The organism is Thioalkalivibrio sp. ALJ3 (assembly GCF_000377205.1).
Classification (GTDB): Bacteria; Pseudomonadota; Gammaproteobacteria; order Ectothiorhodospirales; family Ectothiorhodospiraceae; genus Thioalkalivibrio.
Window position 1 is genome coordinate 135,450 of sequence record NZ_KB897905.1, and the last position, 11,989, is coordinate 147,438.

An 11,989-nucleotide genomic window follows, 5' to 3' on the forward strand; every position below is an offset into this window, starting at 1 on the left:
TGGCCGTATCATGTGGCGCCTTAGCCAATCGAAGGGGAGCCGAGATGCCGCTTCTGCGAGTCGAGACCAACGCCACCCTGCCCGACGATGCTGCGGGACTGTGCCAGCGCCTGTCCTCGCAGGTCGCCGAATGGCTGGGCAAACCGGAGGGCTACGTGATGGTCGCCTGCACGCACAACCCGGCGATGTGCTTCGCCGGCAGCACCGACCCGCTCGCCTACTGCGAGCTGAAGAGCATTGGCCTGCCCGAGGGCCTGACGCGCGAACTCTCGCGCAAGCTGTGCGATGCGCTGCAGGCCGAACTGGCTCTGGACCCGGCCCGGGTCTACATCGAGTTCGCCGACGCTCCGCGCCATTTTTGGGGTACCAACGGCACAACGTTCTGAATCGTCGCGGCCCGGTGGGCCGTCATTTCTCTCACGCACTTGATAACGGACTGCCCCGATGCGCGTCTCGCAATTCCCGCTGAACACCCTGAAGGAAACCCCGGCCGACGCCGAAATCGTCTCCCACCAGCTGATGCTGCGTGCCGGCTATGTCCGGCGCCTGGCCGCCGGGCTGTACACCTGGTTGCCACTGGGGCTGCGCGTGCTGCGCCGGGTGGAGAACATCGTGCGCGAGGAGATGGACCGCGCGGGCGCGCTGGAGGTGCTGATGCCGGCCGTGCAGCCAGCCGAACTGTGGCAGGAGTCCGGTCGCTGGGACTTCTACGGCGCCGAGCTGCTGCGCCTGAAGGATCGCCACGAGCGCGACTTCTGCTTCGGGCCGACCCACGAGGAAGTCATCACCGATCTCGTGCGCCGCGAGATCCGCAGCTACCGCCAGCTGCCGGTCAACTACTACCAGATCCAGACCAAGTTCCGTGACGAGCGCCGCCCGCGCTTCGGCGTAATGCGCGCCCGCGAGTTCCTGATGAAGGACGCCTACTCCTTCCACCTGGATGCCGCCTCGCTGGGGCAGACCTACCAGCAGATGCACGATGCCTACTGCCGCATCTTCGGACGCTGCGGACTGGACTTCCGCGCGGTAGAGGCCGACACCGGCGCGATCGGCGGCAACGCCTCGCACGAATTTCACGTGCTCGCCAGTTCGGGCGAAGACGCGATCGCCTTCTCCCCGGGCGGCTATGCCGCCAACGTCGAGCTCGCCACGTGCCCGAAGCCGGCCCAGGCCCCGCCCCCCAGCGGTGAAATGGAAAAGATCGCGACCCCCGGGGTCCATACCATCGAGGACCTGGCGAACTTTCTCGACATCCCGACCGCACAGACCGTCAAGACCCTGGTCGTCGCCGCCTCCGACGAGGTCGATGCCGATCTGGTCGCGCTGGTCCTGCGCGGCGACCACGAGCTCAATGCCGTGAAGGCCGAGAAACACCCGTGGGTTGCCGAACCCCTGCGCATGGCCGAGGCGGCCGAGATCCGTGCCGCCTTCGGCGCCGACCCGGGTTCGCTGGGGCCCGTGGGCAGTCCGATCCCGGTGCTGGCCGATCGGACCGCACTCGGCATGGCCGACATGGTGGTTGGGGCCAACGAGGACGGCCACCACCTCAAGCACGTGAACTGGGAGCGCGACCTGCCCAGTCCGGAGAGCGCCGATCTGCGCAACATCACCGAGGGCGAGCCAGCCCCGGACGGCTCCGGCCCGATCGAGATCCGCCGTGGTATCGAGGTCGGCCACATCTTCCAGCTCGGGGACAAATATTCGCAGGCCCTGGGTGCGCGTGTGCTCGACGAGGACGGCCGCGAACAGGTGGTGACCATGGGCTGTTATGGCATCGGCGTCTCGCGCGTGGTCGCCGCCGCGATCGAGCAGAACTCGGACGAGCGCGGCATCTGCTGGCCGACAGCGATCGCCCCCTTCGACATCGCCCTGTGCCCGATAGGCGCCAAGAAGTCCCAGCGCGTGCGCGAGGCCGCAGAGCAGCTGCACGACGAACTGGAGGCCGCCGGCTTCCAGGTCCTGCTGGACGACCGCGAACAGCGTCCCGGCGTAATGTTCGCCGACATGGAGCTGATCGGCATCCCGCACCGCCTGGTCATCGGCGAACGCGGCCTAGACGCCGGCGAACTCGAATACCAGGTGCGCACCGCCAGCGAGGCCGAACACCTCCCGATGGACGGCCTGCTCGACGCCCTGCGCGAACGCCTGCAATGACCGCTCGGCGGTCACCGCACCTCGTTCGCAGCCAAGGGCGAGGAAGCAGCGGACGCATATCTGGATCGGCGTTCCATTAGATGTCCCGATACGGCAACCGTTTGCGCACTAATAACGTAGCGCGTTAATATTGATCCATGATCCAGAGCTACCGCGGCAAGGAAGCCGCGCGGCTGGCCCGGGGCGAGAGGGCGCGCCGGCTTCCCAACGAGGTAACGCACCGGGCACGAATGCGTCTGGCGCGCATCCACGCTGCCACACGCCTCGAGGATCTGCGCCAGCCTCCCTCGCATCGACTAGAGGCCCTGAAAGGCGGCCGCGCAGGCCAGCACAGCATCAGGATCAACGACCAGTGGCGCATCTGCTTTGAATGGCGAGACGGTCACGCCTACAACGTCGAGATCGTTGACTACCACTGACTCGACGACCACCACCACGGAGGCGACGATGACAACTCAGCATATCGAGGCCCCGATCCACCCAGGCCAGCACTTGGCCGAATTCATCGAGGAGGCAGGCATCAGCCAGTACCGCCTAGCGCACGACATCAGCGTGCCCCCCCGTCGAATCAACGAGATCGTGCAGGGCAAGCGCGCGATCACGGCGGATACGGCGCTTCGCCTGGGCCGTTATTTCCGCACCTCGCCCGAGTTCTGGATGAACCTCCAGGATCACTTCGAGCTCGATCAGGCCCGCCAGTCCCTGGGGCCTCGGCTCGAGCAAGAAGTACGTCCACGCGTTGCCTGATTTAGGCGGCTCCCGCATCGACGACCGTCCCGCCCCAACCGATCCCGACAAACAGGGCCTCCTCTGATGGAATCGGTCGCCTTCACCCTGGAAATGGGGATCGTGTTCGGGCTGCTGGTCCTGACGATCCTGCTGTTCGTCACCGAGATTATCCGGATCGACCTGGCGGCGCTGAGCGTACTGTTCCTGCTCGGCATGGTCGCGCTGGTACCGGGCGTGGCGCCAATCGTCGAGGGGGAGGAACTGTTCTCGGGCTTCGCCTCGAACGCGGTGATCGCGATCATCGCGGTGATGATTATCGGCACGGGCCTGGACCGCTCCGGGGTGATGAACCGCCTGGCCGACCTGATCCTGCGCTTTGGCGGGCACACCGAACGTCGGGTCATGGCCACGACCTCGGGTGCCGTGGGCATCGTCACCTCCTTCATGCAGAACATCGGGGCCGCCGCCCTGTTCATGCCGGTGATCAACCGCATCGGCGCGGCCGCGCGCATCCCGCGCTCGCGCCTGCTGATGCCGATGGGCTTTGCCGCCATCGTAGGCGGCACGCTGACGCTGGTCGCCTCCAGCCCGCTGATCCTGCTCAACGACCTGATGCCCGGGCACCTGGACGACTTCGGGCTGTTCGACGTGACCCCGATCGGGCTGGCGCTGCTGGCCACCCTGATCCTGTACTTCGCAATCCTCGGGCACTGGGTCCTGCCAGCCCGCGAGCCCTGGAGCGAGGACCCGGACGAGAGCCGGGTACAGACCACCTCGGCCTGGTTCCGGGACGTATATGGCATGGACTTCGGTGTGCGCGAGGCCCGCCTGGGCGAGGACAGCTCGCTGGCCGGGATGCGCGTGGGCGACTTCGAGGCCGCCTTTGACGTGCATGTGGTGGGCGTCACCACCGGCGACGAGACCCGCATCGAGCCCAACCGCGAAATCGAACTGGAACGCGGTGCTCACCTGGCCATCCTGGGCCCGGTCACCACGATCGAGAAGACCTGCGGCAACACCGGGACAATCCTCAAGGACAAACTGGACGTATTCGCGCGTGCAATGTCGGCCCGTTATGGCGGGATTGCCGAGGTGATCGTACCCCCCGGCTCCGACCTGATCGGCCAGACCGTGCGTGACAAGGGTATGCGCCGGACCTACGGCATCTCCGTACTCCGTATCCAGCGCGGGGACGACCTGATCATCGACGAGGTCCCCGATACCCCGCTCAAGGCCGGCGACACCCTCGTGGTGCATACCCCCTGGGAACACCTGCAGGCACTGGAGGATGACCGCGACTTCGTCGTGGTCACCAGCCGCTACCCGCGTCGTCGGCGCGAAGCGCCCGCCAGCCATCGGCCGCTGGCCGCCCTCGGCTCGCTGGCGCTGGGACTGGGACTGGTGCTGTTCACCGATCTGCCTTTGGCACTGGCCCTGCTGGGGGGTGCGCTGGGGATGATCTTGACCGGCGTGATCGCGATGGACGAGGCCTACCGCGGTATCAGCTGGAAGACAGTGTTTCTGCTGGCCTCGCTGATCCCGCTGGGGCTCGCGGTGGAGAACTCCGGCGCCGGCGAATGGATCGCGACCAACGGCATGGCACAACTGGAGGGGATGCCGGTCTGGGTGCTACAGGTCGCAGTGTTCCTGCTGACCACCTTCTTCACGCTGGTGATGTCGAATGTGGGAGCCACCGTCCTGCTGGTCCCGCTGGCCGTCAGCTTCGCCACCGTCGCCCAGGGTGTGGGCATCGACGCCGATCCGCGGGTGTTCGCGCTGATCGTGGCGATCGCCGCGTCCAACTCCTTCCTGCTACCCACCCACCAGGTGAATGCCCTGATCATGGACCCGGGCGGCTACCGCGTGGCCGACTACCTGCGCGCCGGCTCGCTGATGACCCTGCTGTTCATGGTCGTCTCGCTGATGGTGATCAACCTGATCTTCTGACCATGACCGGCCGCGCCGGGAGGCCAAAGGGAAACACTGATCAATGTACACGCTCGCGCTCGAGTCGCTTTTGCGTACGAACAAGGCGCGGTGACTGCCGTGCAGTCATTCTGCACAAGGGAACCGCAACGCCGTGCGCGCGCAAAAGCGGCCGAGCCCCGTCTCTCAGTAGCTTGTAGGGGTTGGCACCCCAGGTTCCCCGATTCTGCGTTGCGCCGCTTGCGGGTAGAACCACTACCCGCTGCCCGACGCGCCTTGTCTCGGAAAACCTGGGGTGCCAACGCGAGTGTGTACATTGATCAGTGTTTCCCTACGTCAGGACGAGGTCGCGCGCCAGCGACAGGCCCCACCAGCGGACTCGTCCAGCGTGCGCAGCAGGGCCTCGTGCGCGGCCTGTTCGTCGGCGTCCGGTTCGATCACCGGTAGGGGCTTGCCGGAGCGCTGCGCGCGCACCGGCGCACCAGCCTCGGCACCACCCTCGCCCCCGGCGTCCAGCCCGAGCGCCACCTGCCCCCCGGTCATCGCCAGATAAACGTCCGCCAGCAGCTCGGCATCGAGCAGCGCGCCGTGCAGCGTGCGCCCGGAGGCATCGATCTCGTAGCGCTTGCACAGCGCGTCCAGCGAGTTGCGCGTGCCCGGGTGCATACGCCGTGCCATGACCAGCGAATCCAGCACGGTGCAGGCCTCCGCCAGCTCCGTCACGGGCGCGGCGTCGCCCAGCAGGCGCAACTCGTGATTGAGGAAGCCGACATCGAACGGCGCATTGTGGATGATCAGCTCGGCCCCGCGCACGAACTCGATGAACTCGCCGACCACATCGGCGAAACGCGGCTTGTCGGCGAGGAACTCGTTAGTGATCCCGTGGATCTCGATCGCCCCGGCATCGATCTCGCGATCCGGCTGCAGGTACTCGTGCAGTTTGCGCCCGGTCGGGCGACGGTTGTCCAATTCCAGGCAACCGATCTCGATGATGCGGTGCCCTTCGCCCGGCTCCAGGCCGGTGGTCTCGGTATCCAGCACGATCTGTCGCATGGTGACGGTCTCAATTCTCGATGGGTTGGCCGGCCAGCAGCGCGTCGATCCCCGCATTGGCCAGCTGGTCCGCGCGCTCGTTCTCCGGGTGGCCACTGTGACCGCGCACCCAGTACCACTCGATGTCGTGGCGCGCGGCCTGGGCGTCGAGCGCCTCCCACAGGTCACGATTCTTCACCGGGGAGCCACTGGCGGACTTCCAGTTACGGCGTTTCCAGCCGGGCAGCCATTCGGTCACGCCCTGCTTGACGTATTTCGAATCCGTGACCAGTTCCACCCTGCAGGGGCGCTTGAGCGTCCCCAGGGCACGGATGGCGGCCGTCAATTCCATGCGGTTGTTGGTCGTCTCGGGCTCCGCCCCGTGCAGCTCGCGCTCGGTGCCGCGATAGCGCAGGATCGCGCCCCAGCCACCGGGGCCGGGGTTACCGCGACAGGCGCCATCGGTATAGATGTACACACGCTCTTCATCCATGGACTGACTTCGATTCGCTGCGGCTCGAAGTGCGCGAGGATACCAGCCCCGGCCGCAGGCGGGGGCCCGGGCTGGCGAAGCGATACTGCGTAGCCGGACGCAACGGCAGGTCCACCCGCTTGTGGGCAACCGTCAGGATCACGCTGGCCAGAGGCGGCAACCCCCGACGGGTCCAGGCATCCACCGGGGCCAGCCGCTGCTGCCAGGTTTCGGACAGACCGGGAGGCAGCAGACTGAGGCTCCACTGCTCCAGCACCTCCAGATCGGCGGACTCCATGAACTCGCGGTACTGGCGACGCCGGAGCCCCTCGGGCAGCGGCGAAACCCGAACCCCGCCCTGATCACCCAGCTGCAGGCGGTTGCCCTCCAGCATGAAGATCATGCCCTCCGGCTCCAGTACCCGCGCGGCCTCGGCCACCACGGCGGCCGGCAGATCACTGTAGGCACAGGGATGAGCCAGCACGATGCGGCGCGCGCAGTCCGATTCCAGCGGCCAGAACTCCGGCTCCATCAATAGCCCGGGACGCGAGGAGTCCATGCGCACGATCGGACCACCCAGGGTGTCGGATTCCTCCAGCATCGGGACCGGCGAGAGCTCGATCGCCACCTCTCCGGGGCCGGGTGCGGCATGTTGCCGAATGCGTTGCAAAAGCCGCTCGCGAACCCGCCGACCCTGCGGCTTCTCGTACCAGTGAGAAAGCCAGCGCAAAAAAGGGTCTTGGTGATACTCCGAGTGTGGTTTATCCTTCAGCGCCATGATGATCCGACCCCGCTCCCGACTACCACTTGGCTTAACCCTGGGCCTGACGACCCTGCTGGTCTCTGCCTGTAGCCTACACGACTCCGAACGCGCACTGGATACCTCTCAGGTCGACAAGCCTGTGGTGGAGGGTCCAACTCAGGCAGACGTTCAGGCAGCCATGGAGCGGCAGGCCCGCGAGGCCGCCGACCAGGCCGCGGAAACCGACGACCTCTGGGAGCGTACCCGCCTGGGCTTCGGCTTTACCGATGATCTGCACCACGAACGGGTGGAGCAGTACATCGAGCATTACAGCAACAACCCGCGCATCATCCAGCTCTCGACCGAGCGGGCGGAGCCGTTCGCCTACTTCATCCTCTCCGAGATCGAGAAGCGCGACATGCCGGCCGAACTGCTGCTGCTGCCGATCGTGGAAAGCGGTTTTGCCGCTGAGGCCACATCGAGCGGCCGTGCGGCTGGCATCTGGCAGTTCATCCCCGCCACCGGTGACCACTTCGACCTGGCACGCGACGAGTGGTACGACGGACGCCGTGACGTCTACCAGTCCACCCTCGCGGCACTGGACTATCTGGAGGCGCTTCATCAGCGCTTCGATGACTGGTACCTGGCCCTGGCGGCCTACAACTTCGGTCAGGGCAACGTGACGCGGGCGATCGAACGCAACGCCGCGCGCGGGGAACCCACCGACTACTGGAACCTGGAGTTGTCCGCCGAGGCAACCGCCTACGTACCGCGCCTGCTGGCCCTGCGCGAGCTGTTCCTGAACCCCGACGAGCACGGAACACAACTCACCCCGATCGCCAACGAGCCGGCCCTGGAACGGATCGAGCCCGGTCGCCAGGCCGATCTCGCCCTGATCGCCGAGATGATCGGGCTTGAGGCGGATGATCTGAAGCGCCTGAACCCTGGCTATCAACGCCACGCGACCCACCCCTCCAACGCCCAGCACCTGTTCGTTCCGCATGATGCGGCCGAAGCTCTGGAAGTGGCGCTGACCGAACACGGAGAAAACCCGCTGATCCGCTTCCGCGAGTACACGGTGGCCAGTGGCGACAACCTCGGTTCCATCGCCCAGCGGGCCGGCACCCGGGTGGCCGTGCTGCGCGAGATGAACGGACTCAACGGCGACAATATCCGTGCGGGGCAGACCCTGAAGCTGCCGGTCACCGGACAGGAAGACGCCGAGATCCAGGTCGCGGCCGCGGCCGAAGCAGGCGAGCTCGACACCTATGAAATCCAGGAAGGCGACAGCCTGTGGACGATCAGCGAGCGCACGGGCATGACCATCAGCGAGCTGCGCGCGGCGAACGAGCTTGAGCGCGACGCCATCCTGCGCCCGGGCGATACGTTGCAGGTCGCCCAGGCCAATGGGGGAAGCTCGTCGGATAACGGCCGCAGCGTGGCCTACGAAGTCCAGCCCGGGGACTCCCTGTCCAGCATCGCCCGTCAGTTCCAGGTCTCGGTCAGTGACCTGCGTCGCTGGAACTCACTCAACGGCGACGGCATCCGTGCAGGCGAAACCCTGACGCTGTACGTCGCCGAGGCCGACGAAGAGGCCATTGCACGAGCCCGCGACGTGTAGCCACAACCCGCCACGGGCACTCGGGCAAGAGCCCGGCCGATCCGGGACGTCCGCCGATACCCGGGCGAACGCCCCAATAGGTGCCAGACGAAGCCGCGGGCTCAGGCCGCCTCGCGGCCTCCAGCAGTGTCCGACAGCGCGCGGTTCCACGCGGTCATTCCGCCCACCACGTTGTACACCTCGCGATACCCCAGCCGTTGCAGGATGGAACCGGCCACGGTCGAGCGGTAACCACTGCCGCACACCACCGTAACGGCCTCGCTACGGTCGATCGCGGGAACACCGTCACGCGTATCGGCCACCGGCTGATTGACGGCCCCTTCGGCATGGCCAGCGGTGTACTCGGAGACCGCCCGGACGTCGAGCAGACGGACATCACCACGACTCAACGCCTCACGGGCACGGCCCGCGTCCAGCTGAGCCAGGGTCGCCAGGGGCAGGCCAGCCATGCTGTAGGCCCCCATGCCGCCGCGCACATAGCCTTCGATGTAGTCGCGCCCGGTGCGCACCAGGTACCGCACGGCCCGTTCGATCATCGCCGGGTCACCATCCTGGTCGACCAGCACGATCGGGGTGTCATCCGGCGTGACCCAGCCGGCCCAGTTGGCGAACGGACCATCGATGCCGATGCCCAGGGCATTCGGGATGTGGCCGCCACCAAATGCCAGCGGATCGCGCAGGTCGATCACGGTAATCTCGCCGGACTCGGCACGGCGCGCGACCTCGGAGGGCTCCAACGGCCGGTCCAGACCCGGGAGCGGGATGACCGAACGCGGGCCCTCGGAGTTGATGCGCTTGTTGCGCGGGTAGAAATCCGGGATGGGCGGCAGGCCGTCCAGCAGCTTAGCCACGAAGGCATCTTCGTCCAGCGCCGGATCCAGATACGGATTCGTACGCCGTTCGTAGCCCAGCGTGGACACCGGCCGTCCGGCCATACCGGCCCCGCAGGCGGAACCGGCCCCGTGGCCCGGATGCACTTCAACGCCATCGGGCAGATCGCCCAGTTGGTCACGCACACTGGCAAACATCTGGCGCCCCAGCGCCTGCTTGGCCTCGTCGCCGAGCAGGTCCGGGCGCCCCAATGCGCCGACAAACAGGAAGTCGCCGGTCAGGATCGCGATCGGGTCCTGCTCGGCACGGGCGCCGTCGTACACCATGAACATCAGGTGTTCGGGGGTGTGCCCCGGCACGTGGCGGGTCTCCAGGCGTACGTTACCCAAACGGATGACGTCGCCGTGGTGCAGGTCCTCGTGCGGGAACTGCACGTGAAAGTGTTCACCTTCGTCATGTCCGGACAGCAGCAGATGCGCGCCGGTCTTGTCCGCCAGCTCGCGGGCACCGGAGGCGAAATCGGCGTGAATATGGGTATCCATCACGTACGCGATGCGGTAGCCATGGCGTTCCGCGTAGTCCAGGTACACATCCACGTCGCGCCGGGGATCCACGACGGCGATTTCGCCGCTGCCCTGGCAACCGACGACGAAAGAAAACTGGGACAGACCGGTGTCCTCGAAGCGTTCCAGAATCATGCCCCCTCCTTCAGGTTCGGGTTCGTGCTAATTTCTGACTAATTTGGTCAGTTATTAGCACGAAAGTTCCCGAAGGGCCAGATTGAATGGGACTGGATCAGTGATCGCCGGCGGCGCGCGGGATGGTCTCGACGTCGACCTCGGCCTCCAGCCGCACCGCATCCGGGTCCAGCCCCGCCTCGTCAAACAACTGGCGATAGCGACGCTCGGGCAGACTCAGACGCAGCTGAATACCACCGTCCGGGGCGGTCTGTTCGGACTCGACTGCCTTTTCCTCGTACAGCCGCGCGCGAAGGCGCCCGGCACTGGCCGGCAATTCGACCCAGCCGCGGAGCATGGACTCGGTAAAGGTCTCGGCCAGGCGCCGCTCGAGCCGGGCCACGCCCTCGCCGGTGTGGGCCGACAGCCAGAAGGCGTCGTCCGCCATGCCGAACCGGTCCTCCGGCGCGGCAGCCGGATTCTCGAGGCGGTCGATCTTGTTGTAGATGCGCCAGCACGGCACGTCCTCGGCACCGATTTCCTTGAGTACCTCTTCCACCTGGCGGATGCGTGCCTCGCGCTCGGGATCGGCCGCGTCGATCACGTGCAGCAGCAGCGCGGCCTCGCGGGTCTCGGTCAGGGTTGCCTTGAAGGCCGCGACCAGCTCATGCGGCAGGTCGCGCACGAACCCGACCGTGTCCGCCAGGATCAGCGACTGGTGCGGAGCCAGGTCCAGCCGCCGCAGGGTCGGGTCCAGGGTCGCGAACAGCTGATCCGCCTCGTACACATCGGAGTGCGTCAGGCGGTTGAACAGCGTGGACTTGCCGGCGTTGGTATAGCCCACCAGGGACACGGTGGGGATCTCGTTGCGCAGACGCGCCTGACGCCCCTGCTCGCGGGTGCGCTCGACTTTCTCCAGGCGTCGTTCGATATGCTTGATGCGCGCGGCCAGCAGGCGGCGGTCGGTTTCGAGCTGGGTTTCCCCCGGCCCGCGCAGGCCAATGCCGCCCTTCTGGCGCTCCAGGTGAGTCCACCCGCGCACCAGCCGCGTGGCCATGTGCCGCAACTGGGCCAACTCGACCTGCAGCTTGCCTTCGTGCGACCGCGCGCGCTGGGCGAAGATGTCGAGGATCAGCCCCGCGCGGTCCAGCACACGGCATTGCAAGTGACGTTCGAGGTTGCGTTCCTGGCTGGGCGAGAGCGCGTGGTTGAAGATCACCACATCGGCGCCCTGGGCCTCGACCGCGGCGCGAATCTCGTCGGCCTTGCCGGCGCCCACGAACAGACGGGGGTGCGGGCGGTCGCGTGAACCCCGTACGAGTTCCAGCACATCCGCACCAGCGGAGCGGACCAACTCGTCGAATTCCTGGACCTGGGCCTCGATATCGGGGTTTTCGCCGATGGCCAGTGCCACCAGCACGGCGCGATCGCCGGCGCTGTCGGGGCGCTCAAACAAAAAAGACGAACCTCCCGCTCATGCTCAAGACACCCTATGCCTCCGCTTCAGCGGTAGCGGCCTCTTCGCCCTCGGTATTCATGCGCACCTGGCGGGACGGAACGATGGTCGAGATCGCGTGCTTGTACACCATCTGCGAGACGGTGCTGCGCAGCAGCACCACGAACTGATCGAAGGACTCGATCTGCCCCTGCAGCTTGATGCCGTTGACCAGATAGATCGAGACCGGCACACGGTCCCGACGCAGCGCGTTCAGGAAGGGTTCCTGCAGCATTTGCCCTTTGGCCATCAGTGCGTTCCTTGGTTGTTATTCTTCATCTCGCCACACGCCGGATGCTCCTCCAGCAAG

Annotated in this window: 12 protein-coding genes; 6 read left to right on the plus strand and 6 right to left on the minus strand. The window is 66.5% G+C overall.

The annotated features are described in order from the left end of the window. Positions 1-44: 44 nt before the first annotated feature. The 5 genes from C935_RS0100635 (at position 45) to C935_RS0100655 (ending at position 4,830) form a co-directional block, all read left to right on the plus strand. A complete protein-coding gene (locus tag C935_RS0100635; protein ID WP_018860586.1) occupies positions 45-386 on the plus strand; it encodes a phenylpyruvate tautomerase MIF-related protein in 342 nt (113 codons plus the stop codon). 58 nt (positions 387-444) lie between these two features. After that, positions 445-2,154, plus strand: a complete 1,710-nt coding sequence (locus C935_RS0100640; RefSeq protein WP_018860587.1) for a proline--tRNA ligase — start codon at positions 445-447, stop codon at positions 2,152-2,154. Between the two features lie 137 nt (positions 2,155-2,291). Continuing rightward, positions 2,292-2,573, plus strand: coding sequence for a type II toxin-antitoxin system RelE/ParE family toxin (locus C935_RS0100645; protein ID WP_026278562.1), 282 nt, complete (start codon positions 2,292-2,294; stop codon positions 2,571-2,573). A 28-nt stretch (positions 2,574-2,601) separates the two neighbouring features. Beyond that, positions 2,602-2,901 (plus strand): HigA family addiction module antitoxin, encoded by a 300-nt coding sequence (locus C935_RS0100650; protein ID WP_018860589.1) that lies wholly within the window; start codon positions 2,602-2,604, stop codon positions 2,899-2,901. Positions 2,902-2,967: 66 nt separating this feature from the next. After that, positions 2,968-4,830, plus strand: coding sequence for an SLC13 family permease (locus C935_RS0100655; protein ID WP_018860590.1), 1,863 nt, complete (start codon positions 2,968-2,970; stop codon positions 4,828-4,830). Between the two features lie 315 nt (positions 4,831-5,145). Here C935_RS0100655 and dnaQ read toward each other — a convergent pair whose 3' ends face one another. Genes dnaQ through C935_RS0100670 form a run of 3 tightly spaced genes read right to left on the minus strand, consistent with a single transcriptional unit; the run spans position 5,146 to position 7,091 of the window. Beyond that, the gene (dnaQ, locus tag C935_RS0100660; protein WP_018860591.1) at positions 5,146-5,862 is read right to left on the minus strand and encodes a DNA polymerase III subunit epsilon; all 717 of its coding nucleotides are present in this window, start codon (positions 5,860-5,862) and stop codon (positions 5,146-5,148) included. Positions 5,863-5,872: 10 nt separating this feature from the next. Further along, positions 5,873-6,334, minus strand: a complete 462-nt coding sequence (gene rnhA, locus C935_RS0100665) for a ribonuclease HI (protein ID WP_018860592.1) — start codon at positions 6,332-6,334, stop codon at positions 5,873-5,875. Further along, complete coding sequence (locus C935_RS0100670) at positions 6,327-7,091, minus strand: hypothetical protein (RefSeq protein ID WP_026278563.1); 765 nt, start codon at positions 7,089-7,091, stop codon at positions 6,327-6,329. The genes rnhA and C935_RS0100670 overlap by 8 nt, the downstream gene beginning before the upstream one ends. Between C935_RS0100670 and C935_RS0100675 the strand changes: the two genes are divergently transcribed. Beyond that, positions 7,090-8,676 carry a LysM peptidoglycan-binding domain-containing protein gene (locus C935_RS0100675; RefSeq protein ID WP_026278564.1) on the plus strand — a complete coding sequence of 529 codons (1,587 nt, stop codon included), beginning with the start codon at positions 7,090-7,092 and terminating at the stop codon, positions 8,674-8,676. The two genes, C935_RS0100670 and C935_RS0100675, sit on opposite strands and share 2 nt — an antisense overlap. Positions 8,677-8,777: 101 nt before the next feature. On the opposite strand, the gene C935_RS0100680 is transcribed toward C935_RS0100675, so the two are convergent. From C935_RS0100680 to hfq, 3 genes are all read right to left on the minus strand, one after another. Then, positions 8,778-10,205 (minus strand): rhodanese-like domain-containing protein, encoded by a 1,428-nt coding sequence (locus C935_RS0100680; protein WP_018860595.1) that lies wholly within the window; start codon positions 10,203-10,205, stop codon positions 8,778-8,780. A gap of 97 nt (positions 10,206-10,302) precedes the next feature. Then, complete coding sequence (gene hflX / locus C935_RS0100685; protein ID WP_018860596.1) at positions 10,303-11,640, minus strand: ribosome rescue GTPase HflX; 1,338 nt, start codon at positions 11,638-11,640, stop codon at positions 10,303-10,305. A gap of 34 nt (positions 11,641-11,674) precedes the next feature. After that, positions 11,675-11,929 carry an RNA chaperone Hfq gene (gene hfq / locus C935_RS0100690; protein WP_012981909.1) on the minus strand — a complete coding sequence of 85 codons (255 nt, stop codon included), beginning with the start codon at positions 11,927-11,929 and terminating at the stop codon, positions 11,675-11,677. Positions 11,930-11,989 lie beyond the last annotated feature (60 nt).